At 70.8% G+C, this 24,189-nt stretch carries 19 protein-coding genes and 3 pseudogenes; 3 read left to right on the top strand and 19 right to left on the bottom strand.

Features of this window, described 5'->3' with window-relative positions; translation table 11 throughout:
* Positions 1-15 precede the first annotated feature (15 nt).
* The 13 genes from OG867_RS31340 to OG867_RS31280 form a co-directional block, all read right to left on the bottom strand.
* Positions 16-2,538, bottom strand: coding sequence for an alpha-mannosidase (locus OG867_RS31340; RefSeq protein WP_406290537.1), 2,523 nt, complete (start codon positions 2,536-2,538; stop codon positions 16-18).
* Positions 2,535-3,170 (bottom strand): SIS domain-containing protein, encoded by a 636-nt coding sequence (locus OG867_RS31335; protein ID WP_328898608.1) that lies wholly within the window; start codon positions 3,168-3,170, stop codon positions 2,535-2,537. Before OG867_RS31335 ends, OG867_RS31340 begins: the two co-directional genes overlap by 4 nt.
* Before the next feature lie 31 nt (positions 3,171-3,201).
* Positions 3,202-4,227, bottom strand: coding sequence for an ROK family protein (locus OG867_RS31330; RefSeq protein ID WP_328898609.1), 1,026 nt, complete (start codon positions 4,225-4,227; stop codon positions 3,202-3,204).
* Between the two features lie 7 nt (positions 4,228-4,234).
* Positions 4,235-5,155: a carbohydrate ABC transporter permease gene (locus OG867_RS31325; protein WP_328898610.1), complete on the bottom strand. Its 921-nt coding sequence runs from the start codon at positions 5,153-5,155 to the stop codon at positions 4,235-4,237.
* Positions 5,152-6,099 carry a sugar ABC transporter permease gene (locus OG867_RS31320; RefSeq protein WP_328898611.1) on the bottom strand — a complete coding sequence of 316 codons (948 nt, stop codon included), beginning with the start codon at positions 6,097-6,099 and terminating at the stop codon, positions 5,152-5,154. Before OG867_RS31320 ends, OG867_RS31325 begins: the two co-directional genes overlap by 4 nt.
* A gap of 5 nt (positions 6,100-6,104) precedes the next feature.
* Positions 6,105-7,484, bottom strand: a complete 1,380-nt coding sequence (locus tag OG867_RS31315; RefSeq protein ID WP_406290534.1) for an extracellular solute-binding protein — start codon at positions 7,482-7,484, stop codon at positions 6,105-6,107.
* A gap of 298 nt (positions 7,485-7,782) precedes the next feature.
* Positions 7,783-8,835 carry a LacI family DNA-binding transcriptional regulator gene (locus OG867_RS31310; RefSeq protein WP_328898613.1) on the bottom strand — a complete coding sequence of 351 codons (1,053 nt, stop codon included), beginning with the start codon at positions 8,833-8,835 and terminating at the stop codon, positions 7,783-7,785.
* Positions 8,835-10,721: a hypothetical protein gene (locus OG867_RS31305; protein ID WP_406290532.1), complete on the bottom strand. Its 1,887-nt coding sequence runs from the start codon at positions 10,719-10,721 to the stop codon at positions 8,835-8,837. Before OG867_RS31305 ends, OG867_RS31310 begins: the two co-directional genes overlap by 1 nt.
* Positions 10,722-10,771: 50 nt before the next feature.
* On the bottom strand, positions 10,772-12,616 hold the full coding sequence (locus tag OG867_RS31300; RefSeq protein WP_406290530.1) for an MBL fold metallo-hydrolase: 1,845 nt from the start codon (positions 12,614-12,616) through the stop codon (positions 10,772-10,774).
* Between the two features lie 111 nt (positions 12,617-12,727).
* Entirely contained in the window at positions 12,728-15,994 is a 3,267-nt protein-coding gene (locus OG867_RS31295; RefSeq protein ID WP_406290528.1) for a GH92 family glycosyl hydrolase, read from the bottom strand.
* A gap of 80 nt (positions 15,995-16,074) precedes the next feature.
* Positions 16,075-16,896 carry a carbohydrate ABC transporter permease gene (locus OG867_RS31290; protein WP_406291243.1) on the bottom strand — a complete coding sequence of 274 codons (822 nt, stop codon included), beginning with the start codon at positions 16,894-16,896 and terminating at the stop codon, positions 16,075-16,077.
* 53 nt (positions 16,897-16,949) lie between these two features.
* Positions 16,950-17,909 (bottom strand): sugar ABC transporter permease, encoded by a 960-nt coding sequence (locus tag OG867_RS31285; protein WP_328898617.1) that lies wholly within the window; start codon positions 17,907-17,909, stop codon positions 16,950-16,952.
* A complete protein-coding gene (locus tag OG867_RS31280; protein ID WP_406290525.1) occupies positions 17,902-19,332 on the bottom strand; it encodes an extracellular solute-binding protein in 1,431 nt (476 codons plus the stop codon). Before OG867_RS31280 ends, OG867_RS31285 begins: the two co-directional genes overlap by 8 nt.
* A gap of 155 nt (positions 19,333-19,487) precedes the next feature.
* Between OG867_RS31280 and OG867_RS31275 the strand changes: the two are divergent.
* Positions 19,488-19,667, top strand: a pseudogene (locus OG867_RS31275) (IS5/IS1182 family transposase); the annotation flags it as partial.
* A gap of 31 nt (positions 19,668-19,698) precedes the next feature.
* Here OG867_RS31275 and OG867_RS31270 read toward each other — a convergent pair.
* On the bottom strand, positions 19,699-20,178 hold the full coding sequence (locus OG867_RS31270) for a hypothetical protein (protein WP_406290523.1): 480 nt from the start codon (positions 20,176-20,178) through the stop codon (positions 19,699-19,701).
* Positions 20,175-20,789 (bottom strand): annotated as a pseudogene (locus OG867_RS31265) (IS256 family transposase); the annotation flags it as partial. The pseudogene OG867_RS31265 and the gene OG867_RS31270, both read right to left, overlap by 4 nt.
* Positions 20,790-20,818: 29 nt before the next feature.
* Here OG867_RS31265 and OG867_RS31260 point away from each other — a divergent pair.
* Positions 20,819-21,280: a hypothetical protein gene (locus OG867_RS31260; RefSeq protein WP_406290521.1), complete on the top strand. Its 462-nt coding sequence runs from the start codon at positions 20,819-20,821 to the stop codon at positions 21,278-21,280.
* Between the two features lie 125 nt (positions 21,281-21,405).
* Here OG867_RS31260 and OG867_RS31255 read toward each other — a convergent pair whose 3' ends face one another.
* The 4 genes and pseudogenes from OG867_RS31255 to OG867_RS31240 form a co-directional block, all read right to left on the bottom strand.
* Positions 21,406-21,666 carry a hypothetical protein gene (locus OG867_RS31255; RefSeq protein ID WP_328898621.1) on the bottom strand — a complete coding sequence of 87 codons (261 nt, stop codon included), beginning with the start codon at positions 21,664-21,666 and terminating at the stop codon, positions 21,406-21,408.
* Positions 21,667-22,140: 474 nt separating this feature from the next.
* Entirely contained in the window at positions 22,141-22,308 is a 168-nt protein-coding gene (locus tag OG867_RS31250; protein ID WP_073969395.1) for a hydrophobic protein, read from the bottom strand.
* A gap of 252 nt (positions 22,309-22,560) precedes the next feature.
* A pseudogene (locus tag OG867_RS31245) lies at positions 22,561-22,688 on the bottom strand (IS110 family transposase); the annotation flags it as partial.
* Complete coding sequence (locus tag OG867_RS31240; RefSeq protein ID WP_328898622.1) at positions 22,658-23,371, bottom strand: hypothetical protein; 714 nt, start codon at positions 23,369-23,371, stop codon at positions 22,658-22,660. The pseudogene OG867_RS31245 and the gene OG867_RS31240, both read right to left, overlap by 31 nt.
* 117 nt (positions 23,372-23,488) lie before the next feature.
* On the opposite strand from OG867_RS31240, the gene OG867_RS31235 reads away from it, so the two are divergent.
* Complete coding sequence (locus OG867_RS31235; RefSeq protein WP_328898623.1) at positions 23,489-24,121, top strand: helix-turn-helix domain-containing protein; 633 nt, start codon at positions 23,489-23,491, stop codon at positions 24,119-24,121.
* The last annotated feature ends 68 nt before the right edge of the window (positions 24,122-24,189 follow it).

Here is a 24,189-nt window from a genome sequence, read left to right as displayed (position 1 = left end):
CGGGTCGGCCGTCTGTCAGGTGCCGGCCGGGCCCGGCCGGGCCGCGGGCCCGGGTATCGCGCCGTCGGGTGCGGTGAGGGGCCTTTCGAGCAGGTCGGTCTCGGCGACCGGCGACGCGGGGTCGCGGGGCACCCGGAACGTCTTGATCTCGTGGGCTCCGAACTCGGCTTCCACGCAGCGCTGTTCGCCGAGCATGGGCAGGGCGACGCGTACCGTGGTGGGCCGGCCCTGTGATTCGTACCCCCGTACGACGAAATCGCCGTCCTCACCGCCCTTGACGACGCTGACCACGACACCGCCCGCGCCGTCGTCGGCCCAGCTCGCGCGCTGGGCGATCGGGCCGCTGTGGAAGGTCTCCAGGAGGGCGAACGGGGGCTGGTTGAGTTCGGCGGCGCGGCGCACGGGGTCGGCGGCACGCCAGTCGGCGCCGTGCGGGAGCAGCACGTAGCGGAACTCCTGGCGTCCTTGGTCCAGGTAGTCGTAGACGCCGTCCTCGTCGAGGATCTTCGGCTCGTGCCAGGCGTAGACGGGGCTGCGCAGGGCGGTCATGCCGATCTCGCCGCCGAGGACGTCGTGGCCGTGCTTGCTGTCGTTGAGGACGGCGAGTCCGGCGCGCGTGCCCCCGGGCAGGGCGCCGGTGACGTCGACCCATGCCTGGGTGGGCTCCTCGGTGCCGTCCGGGGTGCGTTCCAGGTGGCCGTACGGGATCTCGTGCGTGGCGGTGACGTCCGTGAGGGCGGTCGGGAAGCGCAGCTTGAGCAGCTTGAGGCGCTCGTGCCAGTCGACGACGGTGCGCACCTCGATCTGCCGGGCGCCCGCGGACAGCACGATCTCCTCGGCCATCGTGGAGGTGCCGTACGCCGACTCGACGCGCAGTACGGCGCGGACCGGCCCGGATTCGACCAGGCGGACGCGGCGCGGGGTGAAGGTGCCGATCGCGCGGTCGTAGGCGCGGACCCGGTGGCCCCAGGTGTCGCCGGCGTCGTCGACGACGACGGCGTGCGCGCCGGGGCGTTCGGGGATCAGTTCGGCGCCGGTGGCCTTGTCGCGGAGGGAGGAGAGCCAGCCGGTGGCCGGGTCGACCGTCAGGCGCAGGTGCTCGTTCTCCAGCGTCGTGCCGGTGGCACGCACCGGGCTCTCGCCGCTCCGGTCGGCGCCGGGCAGCAGGTGGTAGACGCGCAGGCCGAGGGGCGGCACCTCGGCACGGAAGGCGAGGCGGCCGCGGCTGCCCTGCATGGTGGATTCGGAGCGGGTGAGCTGGACCGGCACGGGGGCGCCGGTTTCATCGGTCAGCCGTACGGCGGTGGCCTGGGCGTACTCGAACTCGACGTCCGACTCCAGGGCCCAGGGGTGGGGGTTGAACACGACGAGGGGGACCGTTTCCTCGCGCAGCGGGATGTCGACGCGGCGGGCGATCGCCTGCACGGCGCGGTTGAACACCTCGGCGGCGATCGAGCGGGCCCGCCCGTAGTCGTCGCGGGCGTCCTCGTAGGCGGAGCGGATCGAGGTGCCGGCCAGGATGTCGTGGAACTGGTTGAACAGGACCAGCTTCCACGCCTCCGTCAACTGGTCAGCGGGATACGTCTCGTCGGCGACGGCGGCGGCGACCGCGGCCCACTTCTCGGCGCGCTGGAGGTCGTTCTCGGCGCGCCGGTTCCATGCCTTGACGCCGGAGTGGGCGGAGTAGCAGCCCGGCCCGTGGTGCTGGAGCTCGCCCGTGTGCACGGGGATGTCGTCGCGGTCGCGGACCCGGGCGAGGAACTTCTCGGGGTGGCTCTGCTCCATGCGGGGCAGGCCGCCGAGGGCGTCGAGGCGGGCGATGGAGTCCAGGTTCGCCTTGGTGGGGCCGCCGCCGTGGTTGCCGACGCCGTAGAACACCATCAGCTCGGGTTCGTCCGGCGGCATCATCGCGAGGGACTTGTCGATGTGGTTGCCGATGTCCTTGCCCGGGGTGCAGTACTCGTTGGGCAGCCGGTAAGCGATGACGCGGGAGCCGTCGGGGGCCTCCCAGTGAAAGAACTGGCCGGGCAGGACCTGCTCGTGCGGCCCGGGCCGCAGGAATACGTAGCCGTCCATTCCGGCGCCCCGCAGCAGTTGCGGGATGGTCGCGTTGTGGCCGAACGGGTCGAGGTTGCAGCCGACGGTGGCCGCCGTCCCGAACTTCTCGATCAGGTATCGCTGCCCGTAGAGAGCCTGGCGGACGAAGGACTCACCTGACGGGATGTTGCAGTCCGGCTCGATCCACCAGCCGCCGACTATCTGCCAGCGGCCTTCGGCGACCCGCTTGCGGATCTCCTCGAACAGCTCCGGGTCGTGCCGCTCGATCCATTCCAGGTACATGACGGAGTCGCAGGTGAACACGAAGTCGGGGTACTCCTCCATGCGGTCGACGGCGGACCGGAACGTGGCACGGATCTCCTGGAGCCCTTCGGGCCAGCGCCACAGCCATACGGGGTCGATGTGGGCGTTGCCAACGAGGTGGAGGGTGCGCTCACGCGAGGCGGGCGACACGGGCGGGGTCGGGTTGGCGGTGCTCATGCGGGGGTCTCCTGCCGCGCGTCGGTAAGGGGGGCCGGTACGACGCCCGCGGCCCAGGCGTCGACGTGCTCACTGAGCAGGTGGAGCATCGTGAGGTGCATTTCCTGGATGCGGGCGGTGGCGGTGGCCGGTGCGATCAGCACGTGGTCGGCGTGAGCGGCGGCCGGCATGCCGCCCTGCTCGCCACCCGCGAAAAGCACGGTGACGGCGCCCCGCTTGCGGGCTTCCTCCAGTCCGCGGATCACGTTGGCCGAGCGGCCGGAGGTGGTGAAACCGACCACCATGTCGTCGGCGGTGGCGAGGGCCTCGACCTGGCGGGCGAAGACCTCCTCGTAGGCGTAGTCGTTGCCGATGCAGGACACCACGGAGGGGTCGGTGACGAGCGAGACGGCGGGCAGGGCGCGGCGTTCGCGCAGGTAGCGGCCGATGAACTCGCCCGCGAGGTGCTGGGCGTCGGCGGCACTGCCGCCGTTGCCGAAGGTGTAGAGGCGGCCGCCGCGCCGGAATACACCGATGAGGAGGTCGCCGACCGTGTGCAGGGCGGGCAGCAGTTCCTCCAGACGGCGGGCGGCGGCGAGGTGGTCGTCGAGTTGCAGAGGTGCGGGGACGCGGCCGGGGGCTGGGGCGGACATGGGGCTCCTGATTGCGGTGGGGGCCGGGCGGTCAGGCGACCGGCACGGGGGCGGGATCGTCGACGAGGCGTTCGAGGGCGATGGCGGCGGCGCCGAGGACTCCGGCCCGGTCGCCGGCCTGGGCGCGCACGATGCGGGCGTTCGACGCGGGTCTCATGGCGAGGCGGCGCGCCTTCTCCCGTACTGGGGAGAGGAGTTGCTCTCCGGAGCGGGTGACGCCGCCGCCGAGGACGACGAGTTCGGGTTCGTAGAGGTTGACGATGGAGGCAAGACCTTCGGCGAGCAGGTCGGTGGTCTCGTCCCACAGCGCCGTGGCGAGGGGGTCGCCGTCGCGTGCGGCGGCGGCGACGTCGGCGGCCGTCGGCCCGGGGTGGGGCAGTGCGGCGAGAACGCTCTGCCGGTGCCCGGCGGCGAGGGCCTCGCGGGCCCGCTCGGCGATGGACGTGCCCGAGGCGTACGCCTCCAGGCAGCCGGTGCGGCCGCAGCCGCGGCAGGGGCGGCCGTCGGAGCGGACGGTGACGTGACCGGGCTCGCCGCCGTTGCCGGTGGCGCCGCGGTAGGTGCGGCCGTCGAGGATGACTCCGCCGCCGATGCCGGTCGACACGGTGAGGTAGACGAGGTGGCGGGTGCCGCGCCCGGCGCCGAAGCGCCACTCCCCCGCCGCGCCCGCGGTGCCGTCGTTGTCGAGAACGGCGAGCAGCCCGTACTGCTCGTACGCGAGTCGCGTGATGGGGATGTCCAGCCAGCCCGGCAGGTGCGGCGGTGCGACGAGGATACCCGCCTCCGAGTCGAGCGGACCGCCGCAGCCCACGCCGCAGCCGGCGAGCCGTTCGGCGGCGCTCTCCGGGGAGATGCCGGCGGCGGCCAGCGCGTCCCGGCCCAGCGTGAACAGCCGGTCCAGGGCCGCGTCCGGGCCCTCCTCGACCCGCGTCGGGCAGGTCACGAAGGAGCGGACGGTACCGTCGCAGGAGACCACGCCTGCCGCGAGTTTCGTGCCGCCGATGTCGAGGGCGAGCACCGCGCGGTCGTCCGGGCCCTGGTCGTCGTACAGGATCATTGACAGGTCAGCCCTTGCTTCCAGTGGTGGCGATGCCCTCGGTGAAGTGCCGCTGGCAGACGAAGAAGGCGATGATCATCGGGACCGTCACCACGACGCTCGCCGCGCAGACGATGTCCCAGCGCATCTCGCCGCCCGCGCCGAACTGGTCCAGTACGGCCTTCAGTCCGCGCGGAACGGTGTAGAGCTGCGGGTCGCGCAGGTAGATGAGGGGCCGGACGAGGTCCGTCCAGGAAGCCTGCACCTCGAAGACGAAGGTGACGATGAGCGCGGGCCGGCACAGCGGCGCCGCGATGCGCCAGAACATCGTCCAGTAGGAGGCCCCGTCGATGCGCGCGGCCTCGAACAGCTCACGGGGCAGGCCGAGGAAGAACTGGCGCAGCAGGAAGATGTAGAAGGCGCTGCCGAACAGGTTCGGCGCCCACAGCGGGACCTGGCTGCTGGCCAGGTGCAGCCAGTTCCAGATCAGGTACTGCGGGACCATGGTGACCACGGCGGGCAGCATCATCGTGCCGACGACGAGCGCGAACAGCGCGTCACGCCCGGGAAACCGGAAGTACGCGAAGCCGAACGCGACGAGGGCGCTGGAGACGGTGACCGTGACGGCCGCGGCGAGGGTGACGGCGATGCTGTTGCCGACCCACTGGAGCAGCGGGACGGCACGCCAGATCTCGGCGTAGTTGCCCACCTGCCACACGTGGGGGATCAGCGCGTTGTCGAAGACGTCTGTCGAGGGCTTCAGCGAGGCGCTGATCAGCCACAGGAACGGGTAGAGGAACACACCGGCCGCCACCAGAAGGCTCGCGGTCCGCAGGGCCCTGCGCACGGGCCGTGCCGTCTCCCGGCGGCGGGACGCGGCCCGTGCGACGACGTCCGGCGGGGGTGTGGGCGCCTCGGTGGTGTCCGGCCGCGCGGTCAGCTGGGTCATCGCTGGTCCCCCTCGTAGTAGACGAACCGCTTGCTGACCTTGGCCTGCACGATCGTGATGAGGAGGATCACGAGGAACAGCAGCCAGGCGAGGGCCGAGGCGTAGCCCATGTGCATGTACTGGAATGCCTGCTGGAAGAGGTACACGACGTAGAAGAGAGCGGCGTCGTTGTTGTACGTCTGCGAGTTGGAGCTGCCGAAGAAGGCCGTGTACGCCTCGGTGAAGGTCTGCAGCGCGGCGATGGTGTTGACGATGAGGGTGAAGAAGAGAGTGCCGGATATCTGCGGCAGGGTGACGTGCCAGAATCGCCTGGCCCGTCCCGCACCGTCCAACTCGGATGCCTCGTAGAGGTCCTTCGGGACGCCCTTGAGCGCGGCGAGATAGATGATCACGGTGGAGCCGACCGACCACAGGCTGGTCAGGACGAGTCCTGGCTTGACCCAGGAGCCGTCGGTGGTCCACGCCGGGCCCTGGATGCCGACGAAGCCGAGAACATGGTTGATCAGGCCGACGTTGCCGTTGAACAGCAGCAGGAAGAGGATGCCCACGGCGACGGACGGTGTCATCACCGGCAGGTAGAACAGGGTGCGAAAGATTCCGGAGGCACGGCCGGCCTTGAGCAGGAGCATCGCCAGGAGGAGTGCGAACGCCATGGACAGCGGTACGCGCAGTGCCGCGAACACCAGCGTGTTCAGCAGGGACTTGGCTACGGCCGGGTCCTGGAACAACTGCCGGTAGTTGGCGAGTCCGACGTTGTGGGAGGAACCGATCCCGTCGTAGTCGGTGAAGGACAGGACGAGGCTCGCGATCATCGGGCCTGCCGTGAAGCCGAGGAAGCCGATGATCCACGGCGAGATGAAGCCGTACGCGGCCCACGTCTCGCGACGCCGCCAGACGCTTCGCGGTTTGTGGTGTGCGGGAGTTGTCGTCCCCGGATGCGCCACGCCGGTCACCTCCGCCCCTCGTTGGCGAGATCGAGGGCGCTCTGCGCCTCGCGCTGTGCCTGGTCGAGAGCCTGCCGTGGGGTCTGTTCACCGGACAGGACCCGGTTGACGGCGTTCTGCCAGGCCGTCTTGAACTCGGTGCCCGCCGCGTTGGACGGTACGGAGAAGCCCTTGCGGGCCAGGTCGAACACGATGCGGGTCGCTCGGTCGAAGGCGGCGTGTCCCGTGGGCTTCCACAGGTCGTGCTCGATGATCCGGTCGGCCTCGATATTGGCGGTCACGTCACCCGTGTAGGGCGCCCCGGACTCGCGCACGTCCTTCGCCTTCGCCCGCGCCGCGTGCACCCACGACGCCGTGGACGTCATGTTCTTGATGAACGTGCAGGCGGCCTCGGGGTGCTTGGCGCCCTTGGGGATCGCCCAGCCGAGCCCGGAGGCCCAGTTGAGGGTCTTCCCTCGGCGGTCCTTGAAGACGCCGGCCGTGAGATCGACCTGAGGCGACGCACCGGCGAGCACGTTCACGTACCAGTCCTCCATGGGGTACGAACCGACCTGGTTCTTCACGAACTGGTTCTTCGCCCCGAACTGGTCGAAGGAGTCGCGCAGCGACTTGAAGCGGCTCCAGCCGCCCTGTACGTCGATCAGGCTCACCGCGTACGTGAGGGCCTGGACCGACCTGGGGTCGTCGAGTTCGGCGGTGCGGCCGTCGGCGCTGATCAGGTCCGCACCGTTGGCCTTCGCCCACAGCGGGAAGAATTCGGGGATCTTCGGGTCGAAGCCGATCCGGGTCAGTTTCCCGTCGTCGTGCCGGGCCACGGAGCCCGCGAGCTCTTTCAGACCCTTCCAGTCCCCGGTGTCCACCTGGGCGGCGTCGGTCCCGGACTGGTGGAGCACCTGGTCGTTCGTCAGCAGCAGTCGGCTGTCGTAGGAGTCGGGAAGGGCGTAGACGACGCCGCCGAGCGACCCCTCGGCCATCGCGTTCGGGTAGTAGTCGCCGGTGTCGATGCGCTCACGCCCCAAGCAGTCGGTGAGGGGCATCAGCGCGCCCCGCGCCGCGTAGCCGCCGATGAGGGTGCGGTCCATGTCCACCACGTCCGGCGGGTCGCCGGCGGCGACGGCGGACAGGAACTGCTGCTCGTCGAAGGCGCCTTCATTGACCTTGACGGTCAGGCCCTCCGTCTTCAGGGCCGTCCGCGCGGTGTCGAGTCGGTCCGTGGCGAGGGCGTCACCGAGACCGAAGCCCATGGTGGTGAAGGTATCGGTGCGGGAATCGGCGAAGGTCACGCCGCCGCATCCGGTCAACGCGGGAAACAGGGCGAGGGCCGCGACGAGTCCCGTCGTCCTGCGGCGTGCCCGGGAGCGGGTCTGAGGTGGTGGAGCCGCCATGGTCTCTCCTTCGAGCGGCGGGCCGGCTGCGGGGATCGACGCGGAGGGAGTCGCGGGGCGGCGGTGGTGGCTCGCGCCCGGGGCTCCGCCATGTGGCATCGTTCCCACATGAGAACGTAGCCACATCGGGGGCGAGCGTCAACGGTTCAACCGGCCCCGGCAGAGACGATCTCCCTGGGACGGCCTGGCCCGATCCGCTTTCATCGGAGACGACTTCGGGCATGGCGGACGGGAGCAGCCCGCGCAGGCGGAATCCACACCTCGCGCGGCGGCCGCCCGGACCTCGAAGGTGCGGCGGTCAGCCGTTGGGCGGCGCGGTGGAGCCCCGGACGACCAACTCGGGTTCGAGGAGCAGGTGTTCACTGCGGCCACCGCCGCCCCGGGCCATCCGGGCAAGGAGCGCTTGCGCGGCCTCGCTCCCCATGTGGAAGACAGGCTGACGCACCGCGGTCAGCCCCGGGTCCACCATGCGCATCCAGCCGAGGTCGTCGAAGGCGATCACCGAGCGCTCCCGGGGCACCGAGGTGCCCCGACGGGCCAGTTCCTGCCAGACCAGCTCCGCCATCACGTTGTTGGCGGCGAAGACGGCGGTCACGTCGTCGTTCGCGGCGAGGAAGCGGGCGACCTCCTTCTCGGGCGGTCCGGCCGTGTGGCTCAGGTCCAGGACCAGTCGGCGCGACAGCGCGAGCCCGGCCGCCCGCATCGCGCCGCGATAGCCCTTGAGGCGGCCCCTTCCGGTGTCCCACCGGATCTCGTCGACGACGAGGCCGATCCTGCGGTGGCCGAGGGCGAGAAGGTGTTCCACGGCCAGGCGGGCGCCCCGCTCGCTGTCGATGGTCACGGCGTCGCAGCCGCGCACCCCCGATCTGCGGTCCACCTCGGCCACGGGGACCCCGTGCCCGACCAGGGTCTCCGTGGCCATCCGGCCGACCGGGGCGAGCAGCACCCCGTCGGCCCGCATGGCGATGAAGGCGCGCGCCCCGGCGAGTGCGCGCTGCTCCTCGCCGTGGTCGTCGACGAGGACCATCTGGAAGCCCGCTGCGGACAGGGCGTGCTCCACGCCGGCGGCGAGTTCCGCGTAGAACTGGTTGCGCAGGTCGGAGACGAGAAGTCCGACACGTTCGCTGGAGCGGCCCTTGAGGGTGCGGGCGCTGACGTCGGGGACGTAGCCGAGTTGCTCGGCGGCCTGCCGCACCCGCTCGCGGATGTGGTCGGCGACGTAGCCGTGCCCCCCGAGGGCCCGTGAGGCGGTGGAGTGCGAGGTGCCGGCCGCCTCGGCGACGTCGCGCAGTGTGGCGCGGACCCGTCTGCCTCCGGCCTGGCCCCCGCGTCCCGTAGTGCCGCTCGCCATCAGTCGGACCCTTCCTTCGCCGCGTGACCGTGTGCCGTGCGCCAGCGGGCCCACAGCTGCCGCAACGCAGCGTAGTCGACCTCTTGCAGCGGCTCGCCGGTACGGTCCATCTTCGTCGTCACGTACAGGGCCGGGACACCGAGCTCGTCCTTCATGGCGTTGTACGCCCGCCACTGCTCCAGATCCGGGGCGCACCAGTCGTCGGTGTCGACAGGAAGGTCCGGGCAGCCCGCGGAGGCCACTGCGGCCCGCTGGCGCATCTGCGGGACGATGGAGGCGTACGGGTCGGGGTCGTCGAGCCGCAGCATGTCGTTGAGCCGGATCATGTCGGTGACGTCGGCGAAGGCCGGGTGCGGGGTATGGGTGATGACGAGGGCGTCCGGTTTGGCCGACTTGGCGGTGCGGTACATGACGCCGAGGTAGCGGTGCAGCAGGGTGATGCCCCAGCCGTCACCGTGGTGCCGCAGGCTCTCGCCCGTCGGGGTGTCCGCCGTGAAGTCGATCTTCAGCCCGTCGGCGTCGAGGCCCGCGGGACTCAGCATGTACCGGACGCTATCAGCCAAGTGGGAACGGGCGTCCGGGTGTTCGGGATCGAGCGCGACAGGCGCCCCGTCGGGGGTCCGTACGCACCACGCGTCCGGAACGCCCTCGTGGGCCCAGGCCCGCCACCACAGCAGCACCCGCTGCCCGCGCGCGTGGCGCTCGTCGATCCATGCGCGCAGGTCGGGCCAGCGCTGCTCGTCCGGCTGCCACCGCCCGTACGCCTCCTGCCACTTGTCGTCGATGACTAGGGTGCCGGGGATCAGCCCGTGCCCTTCCAGGTGGGCGAGGTGCGCGTCGTACTCGGCGCGACTGCTCAGCAGTGGTGCGGCCAGGCCGGAATCGCGGGCGCGCGCCATCTGGGCGCCCCAGCCGCAGAACATGGGCTCGGACCACCAGGCGGGCCGCTCACCGGGATGCGTCGCCGGCCTGGCAGACCAGCCGCGCTCCGTCAGCCAGTCGTGGTGGGCGCGCAGGGCCTCGTACGGGTCGCGGTGTCCGGGCGAGACGAGGACGGCGGGCGTGCTGTAGGTGCGTGCGACGCGGGTGTGTCCCTCGTGGTCGAGCGCCAGGTGGAAGCCGCCGTCGGAGGGTTCGTAGGTGAGGCGGGTGAAGGTGAGCGCGTCGACGGGCGCGCCGACGCCCAGCTGGCACCAGCCGTCCGCGGCGTCGGCCCGTTCCGGTTCGGCGTCGTCGGCCATCGGGGTGCCGGTGAGCGCGAAGGCCAGCGGCGCGGGCGTGTAGAACCAGTGTCCGCGGCCGGGCCGCGCGTCACCGCAGACGGCGATCGTGGCGTTCTCCCGCGCGGTCCGGGTGAGCCGGCGCGGCGGGCCGGGGTTCGGGGTGAACAGGGTCGCCCAGTCGTGGCCGCTGGGGCGGAGTCCGCCACCGCGCCCGCCGAGCGCCGCCCGCACCGCGAACAGCCGGGTCGTGCGCAGGGCGCCGCTCCCCTCGACGGTCCAGGTGAACTCGGGGCCGCGCGGGCCGCAGACGATACGGGTGCGGGCGGCCGACCACGCGGTGCTGCGGCGCGCGATGGTGACGACGGGGTGCGCGCGGCCGGACGGCCCTTCCTCGAACTCCAGGCACGGTGGCTGGACAGCGGTCGTCTCGTCGCTGCGGTCGGTGCGGTCCAGTGCCGCGTGCAGTTGCAGGAGTACGGGGTGGGCGGGACGGGCGGCGTCCTGCGGGCCGTGCAGGAGGGCGGTCAGCCCGTCCGGGGCGACGGTCATCCGCCACCCCGGGCCGGTGACCTGTATCCCCTGCTCGTCGCGGTGCGCCCGCACCGCCGCCGTGTCCATGATCGTCACGTCGCTCCTCGTGTTGATGTGGTCGATGCCGGTCACGCTCGGGGTCTGTCGGGTACTGATCGGTGCCGGGCCGTACGTGCGCGCCGTCATCGCACGCTCACCAGGGCTTCCGCCTGTTGTCCGAAGGCCATGCCTCCCACGGTCAGGTCGACGGCGATCCGGACACGTTCGGCCGGCGAGCAGTCTCCGGGGATGCGGACCCTGACGTCGATCTCGCGCACCTCACCGGCGCGCAGCTCCACTTCCGTGACGGGTGGTTCGGCCGACCAGCCGGCCGGCAGCACCGTCCGCAGAACGGCCCGGTCGGGTCCGGAAAACGGGTTGCGGACCTCTACTCGCAGCGGAACGACGCCGCCGGACACGACGGCGCTTCGGTACGGGGCGATGCGCGCGCCGAACCCCTCGGCGTCGAAGTCGACCTCGCGGGGCAGGATCTCCCGGTGCAGCCGGGCCAGCTTCTCGCCCTGGCTCAGAAGCATGTCCAGATAGCCGTCGGTGACCTCGTACGGGGACCAGTGGCCGCTGATCATCAGTTCGGGTCGCAGGGTCCGGTACAGCTCGGCGCTGCGCACGAAGTCGTCGATGCGGAATCGGTTGCGGTACTGGTAGTTGAGGAGTTCGGGCCCTCCCCCGTCCGGGGTCCAGGCGGTGTTCTGCTGGTCACCGGTGGCGATGACGCGACGGCCGTCGGCGGTGAAGGAGTACGCGGCCGCGTAGAGCGTGTGGCCGGGCAGTTCGTGGACCCCGATCTCGTACTCGCGCCAGCGCACCGGGGCGGCGTCGGCCAGCACCCGGTCGACGGGTATGGGGTCGTACCACAGGCACGGCAGGTCCCAGCGGACCGGCGCGGCCAGGACGGGGGCGATGTGGGCCGGTGACCAGATCTCGGTGCCGTGCACCTCGCGCAGCAGGTTGAACCCAGCGACGTGATCGTCGTGGTAGTGCGTGGGCAGCGCCACCTCCACACGGTCGATGCCGTGGTCGCGGCGCAGGGCCTCGATGGAGGCGAGCAGGGGGCGGCGCGAGGAGCGGTCGTGGCCGCCGGGCAGTCCGGTGGTCAGGTCGAAGCCGAAGTCGATGAGGAGCGCGGTTCCGTGCTCGGAGAGCAGGGCGTAGGAATTGGCCATGCTGGTCGTGTTGCGCAGCAGGTGCGGGGTGACGGCCTTCCAGGGGCTGTCGAGGAGGGGCTCGGGCCGCCAGGGGGTGACGCGCCGCATGTCGATCAACTGCTGGAGGTGTGTACGGAGCCGCTTGACGGAGGCGGGCGGATCGGTGACCGGCTCACCGTGCGAAGGCAGCAGGATCTCCGGTTCCCGGCTGAGCAGTTGCATGCAGGAGAGCACGGTGGCGGCCGCTCCTTCCACGCCCGCGTTGGGGTGGAAACCGGTGTACGCCCATTGCGTCGCCGCGAGCGACCACAGCCGCCCCTCCCCGTGGACAAGGTCCCCGGTGAACGCGAGCCGGCGGCCGTCCATGTCCACGAGGTACCCGACCGACCCCACGGTGTGCCCGGGGAGCGGCAGGGTGTGCACGTCGAAGGCCCCGTAACGGGTGGTGCGGTACTCGGCGACCGCGCCGGTGACCGGTACCTGTTCCAGCAGCGAGAACCGGTCCTGGCGCACGTCGTAGTCGTTGTCCAGGGGGCGGGTGCGCCAGTGCTCGTCGACCGACTCGATGAGGTCACGCTCCACCGGCGGCACCCAGATCCGGATTCCGGCGGCGACGGCCCGGGCCAGCCCCTGCACCTGGTCGCGGTGATGGTGCGTGACGAGGATGTCGGTGACCCGCTCCACGCCCAGCTCGTGGAGGTGGTCGAGAACCCCGCCCGACCCGAAGTCGATGAGCACCGCCTCGCGTTCGTGGCGCAGTACGTAGACGTGACAGGTGTCCTCGAACCGGTGGACGTGGTCGGTGATGCGGGTGAGGCCCACGACAGCTGGTCCTTCCTTCCTGCGCGGCTGGGCGGCATCGTTCTCATGTGGTATCGATCCCACATGAGAACGATGCCGCAGGGTCCACGAGGCGTCAACCAACCTCGGGTGTCAGTTCCCCGCCTCCCCCACCCCGACCGCGAACACGTGCATCTGGCCTCCCGTCGTCCGCTCGGGCAGCGTGACGGACGCCACCGTGCGGTGCGGGTCGACGGGGACCGACGTCGCCCAGATGTAGACCGTCATCTTCTCGGGGGTGCCACCCGCCATCTGCCGGACCGGCATGGTCGCGGCGGCCGTGTTGCCCGGGGGTGGCGCGGTGGCCCCGTCGAGGTGCCAGTCCCCCAGGGTCACCGACGTGCGCCGTGTCGTGCCGTCGGTGTAGTGGACGGTGACGTCACCGGTGGACGCGCCCTCGTTTCCGGCGCCGAGCAGGCCGAGGCGGCGCTGTCCGGGCGGCGCGTGGACGGTGACGGTCTGGCCGTGCGCGTTGATGTTGTCCGGGTTGCCGGGTGCGGCGTCGGGCCAGCGGTAGCCGACGCCGTCCACGGTGACGTCCTGCCCGGGGGCGAGGCCGTCCTCGGCCAGCTCCTCGGCGACGAAGCTGCCGCCGTAGCCGTTGAAGTCGCCCACGGGCCGGGTTGCGGTCGATGTGCCCGCCTCGTCCGCCCATGGCAGTACCGACGTCGTACCTCGCGGCAGTACCGACACCCGTATCGCGGCGGACGGCAGCCGTGTCCCGTCGGCGGCGCGCAGGTCGACCGGGATGACCAAGGAGGCGGGCGGCGTGGACGCGGGCACCCGCACGCGTACGGACTCGTGTCCACCGGTGGCGGTGACGCCGGCTGAGCGGTCGACCGTCACCCCTGCCGGCGGGCGCAGCCGCCAGTGCACGGGGCCGGGTCGACCACCGATGCGGTGGAACGCCAGCCGGGTCGCCGACGTGGTTCCGGGTGCCGTCGTGACGGGTGCTACGGAGGCGATGGCCGACGCGCGCCCCTCCGCGTACGACGGGTACAGGTCGCCCCGGCCCGTGCCCCAGTGAGTCGACCGGTCGCCCGTCAGGCGGTAGTCGAGGCGGGTGTCTCCGCGCAGGGAGTCCGCCGCGACCCAGTTCGCCGCGTGTGACCGGCCGTCCAGCCGCACGTCGGCGACGTAGGTCTGGTCCTCGCTTGAGCGCGGGGCGCCGATCCGCAGGGTTCCGGCGCTCCCCCGGTCGATGGTGAACGAGGGAAACGCCGGTGTGGAGAGGGCCAGTTCGGCCGTTCCCGGCGCCTCCGGGTACAGCCCGACGCTCGCCCACACATACCAGGCCGAGAGGGCGCCGAGGTCGTCGTTGCCGGGCAGGCCCGCCGGCCCCGTGGTGAACCGGTCGAGCATGCGCGGCACCACGTCGTTGGTGTGGTTGGGTGCTCCGAAGCCGTGGTAGGCCCAGGGCGCGCCGAAGGTGATCTCGTTGCCGATCCAGGCATGCGGCGTGCTGGACCCGGCGTCGACCTCGGTGAAGTGCTCGTCGAGCCGTGCCGTGGCCCGGCGGTTGCCTCCCATGCCCGCGGCGAGCGCGGCAAGGTCGGGGCCGGTCATCCACTGGTACTGCGCCGCGCTGCCCTCCTGGAATCCGGACAGTGAGGCCGGGTTGGAGGCGTTCTGCAGGGTGCCGTCGGCGAGCCGTGGCCCCAGGGTGCCGTCGGCACCGTCGACGAGGTTCTGCCAGTTGTGCGCGGTACGCATGAAGGCGCGGCGCCGGGCCGTGTCCCCGTCGGCCGCCGCGAGCCGGGCGACGGCGAAGTCGTCCACGGCGTATTCGAGGCTGGTCGCGGCCGAGGAGCCGAGCGGGGAGTCGCCGTTGCGCAGGAAGCCGTTGGCTCGCCATTGGGCCACCGCCTGGCGCTCCACGTAGCCGTCGGGGCGCTCGGGCCCCGTTCGGGTGGCGGCCTCGACCGCGTATTTCAGGGCGCCGTCGAGGTCGAAGTCGCGTGCGCCGAACGCCCACGCACTGGCGAGCATCACCGGGGCGGGGTCGCCGACCATGCCGTTGGTCTGGTTGTTGAGGAGCGTCCAGCGGGGCAGCCGGCCGGACTGGTCGGCGGCGTCGACCATGGACTGCGCCATGTCGGAGGCGCGGTCCGGCGCGAGAAAGGCCAGCAGGGGTGTCTCGGTGCGGTACACGTCCCAGCCGGAGAAGTTCCCGTACCAGGTGTGGCCGGGGCGTACCCGGTGGATCTTCCGGTCGAAACCGCGGTAGCGGCCGTCGATGTCATTCAGCGTGCGGGGTTCGAGGAGGCAGTGGTAAAGCGCGGTGTAGAAGACGCGGGTGCGCTCCTGGGAACCACCGGCGACCTGGATGCGCCGCAGTTCGTCGTTCCAGGCGTCGTGGGTCGCGGCGGCCAGGTCCTCGACGCTGGTGAGGTGCCGGGTGCCGGCGAGGTTGGCGGCGGCGCCGGAGGCGCCCGTGTAGGAGATCGCGACGCGGGCGTTCACGGCCCGGTGCCGGGCGGTGTCGAAGGTCAGGTAGACGCCGCTCCCGTCCTTGCCGTCCTTCTCGGCCAGGGTGCCGGCCGTCCGGTGCACCCGCTCGCCCTGCCAGGTGCCGTGAGCGGTGAACGGCCGGTCGAACTCGATCCGGAACGACAGGTCGTAGGGCGCCTTCGCGCTGCAGATTCCGCCACTGCCCACCGTGCCGGTGACGGTTCGGTCGCCGTCGACGCGGGCCGTGACACCGGCTGCTCCGTTGGCACTGCCGGACGTGTTCAGGAGGACGGTGCCCTTGCCGTCGTGTCCGGCGGGGAAGGTGAAACGGCCCGCCGCGGCACGCGTACCGGCGGCGAGGCGGGTGTCGACTCCGTTGTCTGTTCGTACGTGGTAACTCCCGGGCGCCGCATCCTGGTTGGCGTGGTCGAAGGTGGCGGCGTAGTCGTCGGGGTGCGTGGCCGGCGACCGGCCGATGTCCCCGGGGACGGGCTGCACGGGAACGTCGCCGAACGCGGTGCAGCCGCCGCCGGACAGGTGGGTGAGGCTGAACCCCTTGAGCCGGTCGTCGTCGGCCGCGTACTGGCCGGGCGCCGGCTTCACCGTGTCCGGACCCCACTGGATCATGCCGAACGGGGCGGTGGCCGCCGGATGGGTGTTGCCCCGCGAGAAGTTCTCGCCCATCGCCTTCTCCAGGGCGGGCGAGCTGGGCGCGGTGCCGGTGAACACGTCGACGAGGGAGGCCGGGTCCCGCGGCGACGCGGACGTCGGCGCGGCGGCGGCCGCCGGGGCGAGGGGGGAGAGTGTCAGCAGGAGGCCGAGGCCCAGAGACGCCGCGAGCAGCGGCCGGACCCATCGGCGCCGCTCCGGTGGCACGGCCCTGATGTCCGACAGGGATGAGCTGTTCATTCGGTCTGCTCCTTCTGGGGTCGTCGTGAAAGGTGCGTCGGCCGGGCTCGCCGCTGGTCCGACGGCCCCGCCGCGCGGCCTCAGCCCTTGAGCCCTCCGCCGAGCCCGAAGCCGCCGCCGAGCTTGCGCGAGGCCAGGACGTACAAGAGCATCGCGGGGAGCGAGTAGAGGATGGAGTAGGCGGCCAACTGGCCGTAGGCGACCGTGCCGTACTGGCCGAAGAAGGTGAACAGGCTGACGGCGGCGGGCTCGCGCTCAGGTGACTGGAGCAGGACGAAGGGGATGAAGAAGTTCCCCCACGCGCCGATGAACGTGAAGACGGCGACGACCGCCATGCCCGGTGCCATCAGAGGCAGAACGACATGGCGCAGCGACTGGAGACCCGAGGCCCCGTCCACCCATGCCGCTTCCTCCAGGGACACCGGCACGCCGTCCATGAACCCCTTGGTCAGCCAGAGCGAGAACGGCAGCGTAGCCGTGGCGAGGAAGAGCATGGTGCCCCACAGGGAGTCCACCAGCTCGATACGGACGAAGAGTTCGTAGACGGGAACCATGATCGCGGTAACCGGCAGGCCGGTGGCGAACAGGACGCCGTACAGGAGCGGACGGCGAAAGCGCAGCCGGTAGCGGGAGAGCGGATAGGCCGCGAACACCGAGACGACCATGTTGACCAGCGCCGCGCCACCGCACAGCAGAAGACTGTTGAGGATGGGGCGGATGCTGGTACTCCAGTTCAGCACCGCGGAGAAGTTGCCGAGGGTCAGGTCGGGAACCCCGGCGCTCGCCGTCGCCTTCGCGTCGACCGAGGCGACGAGCAGCCAGACGAACGGGGCGGCAAAGCACACGGCGACGCCCAGCAGCACGACGTACACGACGGTGGTGGACGCGGAGCGGCGCGGCAGGCTCAACCGGGTCAGCGAGAGTACGGACGGTGTGGTCGGGGTGGCGGGGGTGGTCACTGGTTCAACTCCGGCTTCAGGACACGCAGGTACAGGAAGGAGAAGACGCCGCCGATGGCGAGCAGGACGAGCGCGATCGCGGTTCCCTGTCCGAGCTGGAAGAACTTGAATGCCTGCTGGTACATGTACAGCGGGATCGTCTCGCTGGCACCGCTGGGGCCGCCGCCGGTCAGCACGAAGATCAGCGTGAACACCGCCAGCGTCTGCAGGGTCACGACCATGAGGTTGGTGAAGACCGAGCGGCGGATCATCGGCAGCGTCACCCACCACAGGCGGGCGGCGCCGCTCGCACCGTCCGTCGCGGCGGCATCCTCGATCTCCGGGGGTATCTCGTCCAGTGCGGCCGTGTAGACCATCCAGGAGAAGGCGGTGCCGCGCCATACGTTGGCGAGGACCACGGTCAGCATGGCGTGGCTGACGAGCCAATCGGGGGCGGGCAGGTGCAGCGACGTCAGGACGGTGTCCAGGGTGCCGCCGTCGGAGAAGAACGCGTACAGGGTGAACCCGGCGACGATCTCCGGCAGCACCCACGCGCCGACCAGCAGCACCCCGAGCGTGGTGCGCACCCACTGGGCGCGGCCCCGCATGAGCAGGGCGAGCGAGAGCCCGAGCCCGTTCTGGCCGAGGACCCCGGAGGCGAGCGCGAAGACGAGGGTGAGCAGGACCGATGAGCCGAACTGGTGGTCGCCGAGCAGGCGGGTGAAGTTCCGCAGCCCGACGAAGTGCGGGTCACGGGCCGCGCTGCCGGTCAGCGCCGTGTCGGTGAACGCGGCGTACACACACCACAGGACGGGCCCGACGAAGAACACCACGAGCAGGGCGAGCGCGGGCACGAGCGGGAGCGAGCGGCGCAGGTCGCGACGGGCTCGGCGCGGCGGGGGCGCGGCGGCCGGCGCCGGGACCGGACCGTGCGCCGCCTTCTCGGCGGTGGGCCGGGCGGAGATCGCCTCAGTCACGGTCCTTCACCTGCCCGTCGCCGAGGTCGTCGCGCAGCCCGGAGGCGTACGCGCGGGCGGCCTCGGCCGGGGTGGCGTGCCCGGTCATCACGTCCTCCATGGCGATCTGGGCCCGGCTGGAGACCATCAGGTACGAGGCTTGCGTCGGGCGGAACCTCGTCACCTTGAGCAGGTCGGCGAAGAGGGCGTTGGTGGGCAGGGAGCCGAGGTACGCGCGGTCGCTCAGGACGTCCTGGCGAACCGGGATCTGGGCGTTCTCGACGGCGTACTCGAGAGCCCGGCGGCGGCCGGTGGCCAGGGTGATGAAGCGGAATGCCTCGTCGGGCACGGCGCTGTGGCCACCGATCGAGAGCATCCAGCCGCCGGACAGGCTCACCCGGCCGCTGTCGCCCGGGAGCGGGCCCGCCTGGGTGGGCATGGGGACGACCCCGATGTGCTCGGTCCAGCCCGGCCAGGGCGCGGAGCCGCCCCTGATCCAGGTCTTCGGCGTCCAGGAGCCCTCACCGAGTGCGATGCCCACCTGGCCGGCGGGCAGCATCTCCGAGACGATCTTGTCCCGTACGGTCGGGTTGAACGACATCTGCGGGGTGGGGCCGAGCTTCTCCCGGAAGACGGTGTCGACGAAGGCGAGGGACTCGCGCAGCCCCGGGGTGTCGCCGGTCCAGGTGCGTCCGCGGGCGTCGTAGAAGCCGTCGCGTGTCCCGTACAGGAGCATCAGCAGGCCCTGGGTGGTGGTGGCTTCGCCGAGGGCCTTGGTGGCGTAGATGTTGAGCGGCACCACTCCGGGGACACGACGGCGGATGGTACGGGCGGCGTGCAGAAGATCGGCCCAGTTCCGGGGATTCCAGGCGGTGGGCAGGCCCGCCTTGGCGAACACCCGCTTGTCGTAGAAGACGGCGCGCACGTCGGTGCCGGTGAGGACACCGTAGACGCGGCCGTCATCGGCGCGCGTGGCGGACCGGGCGGTGGCGTCGAACTGCTCCCAGTCCTGCCAGCTGCTGAGATGACGGTCGAGCGGCTGGAGGTAGCCCGCCTGCACGTCGGCGTTGGTCATCACGGTGTCCTGGAAGACCACGTCCGGTGCGCTCGGCGCGGACCGCTGCATCAGCTCGATCTTGGTGGCGAAGTTGCCCTGCTGGTCGGGTATGGGAACGAGTTCCACTCGTCGCCCCGGCACCGCCTTCTCGTACGCGGCGGCGGTGTCCTTCATCTGACGGTGCACGATGTCGTCGGCGCCCCAGAACGGATAGGCGACGCGCAGCCCCCGCTCCCTGCCGGAGGCCGTGGCGCAGCCGGTCAGGGCCAGCGCGCCCAGGGCTCCGGCTCCTGCGGCGAGGACCGCCCGGCGGGCGGGCCGAGCCGGGGAACCGCAAGGGCGTGGACTACCGGCACGGCCGGGGGCGGAGGGATGGGGTGGCGGCACGTTCTCTCCCGGGGTAGGTGGTCGGGCCCGGTCCCCGGTGCGCGACCGCCGATCACCGCGTCGGCTTCTCCGCAACATGGGATCGATGCCATGTGGGAACGTAGCCACTTGAGTTGGCAGCGTCAATGCTCCGTACAGAAGTCGGGGACCGGCTCTGGCGGTGCCCCCATTTCCAGACCGCCCACAAGCGGCCGATCAAGTGGGCCGTCGATGGCACCTGGGCGAGGACCCTCGCAGCCGTCCTGGCGTCGGCGGACGCCGACGATGACATCGTTCGGACGGTGTCAGCGGACTCCACGGTGGCCCGAGCCCACCGGCACGTCGCCGGAGCGCGCAATGGAGAGCGGGCCCACTCCGGCGATCAGGTCAGCCTGATTTCCTGAGGTGATGGAGTCGGTGGTGCGCCGCATTGCGGACTCGGCGGGTCCGCCCGCGTTCTGCGAGTAGTTGCAAGACGTCGGGTGCGGTGACGATCTGTGTGGTCACGGCTGTGCGCTGGAGCCAGTCGGAGGCGTCGGTGAGCTCCTCGGCAGCCCACGGTTCGCCCAGAGCGAGGGTCCTGAGCAGGCACCATTCGAGGAGCCGGGTGCTGAGGAAGTCGTGCTGGTCGATCACCCTTGACATGGCCTGGGCCCATGCCGTGAAAGCCGGGGCGGTGAGAAGTTCGGTTGCCCGGCGGTCCATGTGCCGGCTCACCGCGCTGACGGCCATGGTGGTGTCCTCATCGCGCAGAACAGCAGCCAGCAGGTCGGCTTCGTCCGCCGCGACGACGGTTTGCAGGGCCTGGATGTAGTGGGCGAATCGCCGATGCTCGGCGGGCTCGTCGCTTTGGTGTCGGCTGTTCATGCTGCCTTGCCTTCCGGCCGTTCCATGAGGTGACCGTTCTCGAATCGGGCGCCGGCCCGGACGAGGGCGACGAGGTGCGGTGCGGTGACAGCTCGCCAACGGGCCTGGGCGGATTCCACGAGCTTGAAGACCATGGTGCGGGCGGCGGCCGGGGTGCCGGCACCGCGGGTGACCTTGGTCCGGAGCTTCACCGCGCTGAACGTCGACTCGATCGGATTCGTCGTGCGCTGATGCACCCGATGTTCGGCGGGGAAGTCGTAGACCGCCAGCAGCTCGTCGACCTCACCGGTGATCTTCTTGGTGGCCTTCGGCGGTCCACTGCTTCGTCAGCCGAGTCACCGTGTGGCCGACGACAGCCCAGCCGAGGAGCCCAGGAACTGCTCCATCGCGGGCACGAAGTCACCCGAGGACAGGCCGTGCGGATGGAGCATCGGCAGCACCTCGCTGACCTCCGGGGGCTTCCGGCACCACGGCGCGAGGATCTTCGAGGAGAACCGCTTGCGCTCGCCGGTCTCCGCGTCGACCCCCTTGCCGTTCACGCCCGGGACGGCAACCTTGACCGGCCCGGCGGCCGTCGTCACCATCCGCGGCCGGTGACCCCCTCCGATCACCTTCGCAGCGTGACTGAAAGCATCTGCCCATGGACACGTTCGCGGACCGACTGGACGCCGGGTGGGCATGGTGGGATGCAGCCGTCGAAGAGGCCCAGCAGGGGCGGTGGGTCCGTGACGCCGTGGAGCGGCAGGTGATCCTGGACATCGGCGCCGCCACCAACCCACTTCATGGTGGGCGGGCGGCCCCCTTCACGCAGGACTCGTGGCACGTACGCCTGGGGAGGATCGCGAACTGGGCCGGAGTGCTGCGGCTGGCGGCCCGGGCGGGCGGCTGGGCGCTCCAACCGGTCGCCGGGCGGAACCCGCCGCCCCGTGCCGGAATGACCGAATTGCTGTCCGGCATCTACGTAATGGCCGAGCAGGGAGAGATCTGGATGGGCCGGCTCCTGGCGGGCGAACTGCCCCCGGAGGACGAGGTATCGAAAGCCGAAGCCTTCTTCAACGGGCCCGGATCGATCGAGGACCTCGAGCTCTTCTTCTACGACTGAGAGGCCGTCGGAGACCCTCGCGGGATCCGATAGCGGACCGCCCGGTCCAGGTACCTCGACATTCATCCGAGGTCGAGCACCGGGCGGTCACCCCTGTCCGGTCACCGCCCGATGGTGACTCCGGTTCAGACGGATTGCGGGTGACCGCCATCGCCCTCGACCACGAGTCGGTCGGTGCCGGGAGCTTCTGCCCCCTCGACCACGGTCACATCGACCACCCCGTCGCCGGTGGTGTCGAATTGGTAGAGGTCGGCTTTGCCATCACCGGTGGTGTCCGTCATCCAGACGTCGGGCTTACCGTCCCCGTTGGTGTCGGCGCTGAGGACGACATGGTGCTCGTCCCCCTGCGTAGGAACCACTTCCGCACTTCCCTCATTGACGTCCATGAACGCCGGTTGCCCCTGCTACGCCTTCCGAAACCGCGGCGTACGGCAGCGGGCGCCCGGGTAGTGCGAGGTCACGGCGGCGCCGACCGGGCCGACTGTGTCATCGAGACGGGCGCGGTAGTCCTCCTCGGCGCGGATGGGGTACGCGGTGAGCGACCGGCCGGCATCATGACCACCGGCCCGGGTGCCTCCCACGTACCGCCGTTGGAACAGACCAAGCCCCTGGAACAGCCTGCAGATCATTTACGGAAGGCCCTCAGGTAAAGGGGTTGGCCGGGGATCCCATCACTGGAGGTCATGGTTCTTGATGGAATCCCCGGCCAATTTCTCCGGGTGCCCCACAACGCGTTTCCCATGCCCGGCTCCCCACCCATTTTTGGGCGGCCGACATGCAGCTGACGTGCGGGTGGGCTGCGACGAAGCCTCGTCGCAGCCCACCCGCACGCCATAAGGAATCTGTTCAATGCGCGGTTGTCACCATCGGTACCAGCGACCCCGCTTGCCATTTGCCGTCGGCCGGATCACGAACCCGAGCAGCCAGACCACCAGCACGATGATGGCGATCCACCACAGCGCCTTCAGCGCAAAACCTGCACCGAAGAGAATCAGAGCGAGCAGAAGAACGAGAAGAATGGGAACCATGATTATCAACCTCCTTGGACGCTCTGTGCCCTCAAAACCCACCTTCACTCCCCACGAGAACGTCGGCCCGGCGTCTGGCGAGGCAGAGCAGGCCGGGGTGGTGCTTGCCATGGGCGACCTTCCTGTCACAGTAGGCCCGGGAGGTCGGGTCGCCCATTGCGGTGAACGCGGAAAGGACGGCGGCCGGCGATCCGGCCAGGCTCGGAACGGTCAGTGCGGCCGCCTCGGCCTCCGAGACGGTGACGGTTTGCGCATCTGTGCCGGTGAGCCGGACCGTTCCAACAGGTGAGAACCGCCGGATGCCGCAACCGCGGTCCCAGGACCCGCTCCAGCGAGGGATGGATCTGGGTCAGCAGGCCGTGCGGCCGGTTTGCCGTGCGGCCGCCGCCGCGACGATCCAGTTCCTGAACTCGACGGCGTAGTGCCGCATGTGGTGCTCCAGAACCTCCTGCGGACAGGCCGTGGGGAAGTAGACCGTCAGGTTGGCGGTGAACCCGCCGACGGTGTCACCGAACTGGATCAGCGCACGCCCGATGACCGTGCCGTCCTCCAGGAAGAGGTTCGAGGACATCTTCCGCGGAAACTCCGACTCCGGGAGTAGCTCGGCCGCGTCCTCGGCCCAGGCCATCTCGGCCGTGCCCCAGCCACCCATGTAGAAGGAGCAGACGTAGGCGCCGATGTTCTCCACCACGCGCGCCCCGAGCTCCTCGGCGCCCATTGCGTAGTGCTCCGGGTGCGCGGCGAGGAGCGGGCGGGAGTCGTCGGACGCGAACGCCGCGTCCATCCACTCCAGGAACTCGCCTGAGGTGAGACCACGCACTCGGAGTACGGTCGTCCCCGCGTGGAACACACCGTCGGAGGCGAGCGCGCACTCCCTCAGGAAGGCGTTGCCCTCCTCGATGTCAGCGGCCAGCAGATCGAGCAGGCCCTGGCGGCCCAGGCGCGCCCGGAAGCGTTCCAGGGCCCGGCGGGCGTAGAACAGCTCCAGGTCGTCGATGCTGCCGCCACCGGTCGGCCCGGAGGCGAGCGTCACGGTCACTGCGGGCGTCTGCTTGTCGGCCATCGTCGTCCCTCCACCATTATGCGAATGTGAATTCACATTCTTTTTATGAGGTTACGCAGAGGGGCCCGCCCCTTGTCAACCGTTCCCGCCTCAACCTGCGCCGTTACGATGCGGGGCATGACCGACCAGCGCGACCGTCCGGCGCCGTACAAAGAGCCGCAGCAGGCGCGCAGCGCCGCGACCCTGGCCCGCGTCCTGCGAGCGGCCGAGGAGATCGCCTCCCAGGACGGCCTGGAGGAGATGACGATGACCGGCGTCGCGGAGCGCGCCGGCGTCTCGGTCGGCACCATCTACCGCCGCTTCGAGGACAAGGAGCAGCTGATCAACGCTCTCACCGAGCGGATGCTGGACCGGCGTGAGGAGTACGTCGCCGGGAAGCTCCGCGAGGCAGAGCCGTCCCTGTCCGGCGTCATGGGTGCGTACGCACACGCCTTGCTGCAGTCCTTCGCCGACAGCAGCAACCTCTTCCCCGAGCTGCTGCGTGCACGAGGGGCCGGTCCCACGAACCGCGGCGCGCGCGCCATCACCGAGATCCACCGGTTCCTGCTCGAAGCGGCCGCTCCGTACGCGAAGGAGATCCGTCGCTCCGACCCGCAGGCGGCGCTGGACACTGCGGCCCGCGCCCTTCTCGGCGCCTGCTTCCACAACTCCGTACGCCCCGACCCGATGACGGGCGAAACGGCCCGACACCGGTACGCGGACGAACTCGGCGACATGGCCGTCGCCTACCTCCTCACCCCCGGCCGATGAGGCCCGCCCGCCCCTGAGCACCCGGCGCGCTTCTCGTAGGCACGACCGGTCACCACCGGCGCGCCCGA

The sequence above is a fragment of the Streptomyces sp. NBC_00209 genome (assembly GCF_045206345.1).
GTDB lineage: Bacteria > Actinomycetota > Actinomycetes > Streptomycetales > Streptomycetaceae > Streptomyces.
This window is presented reverse-complemented; position numbering and strand designations above follow the sequence as displayed.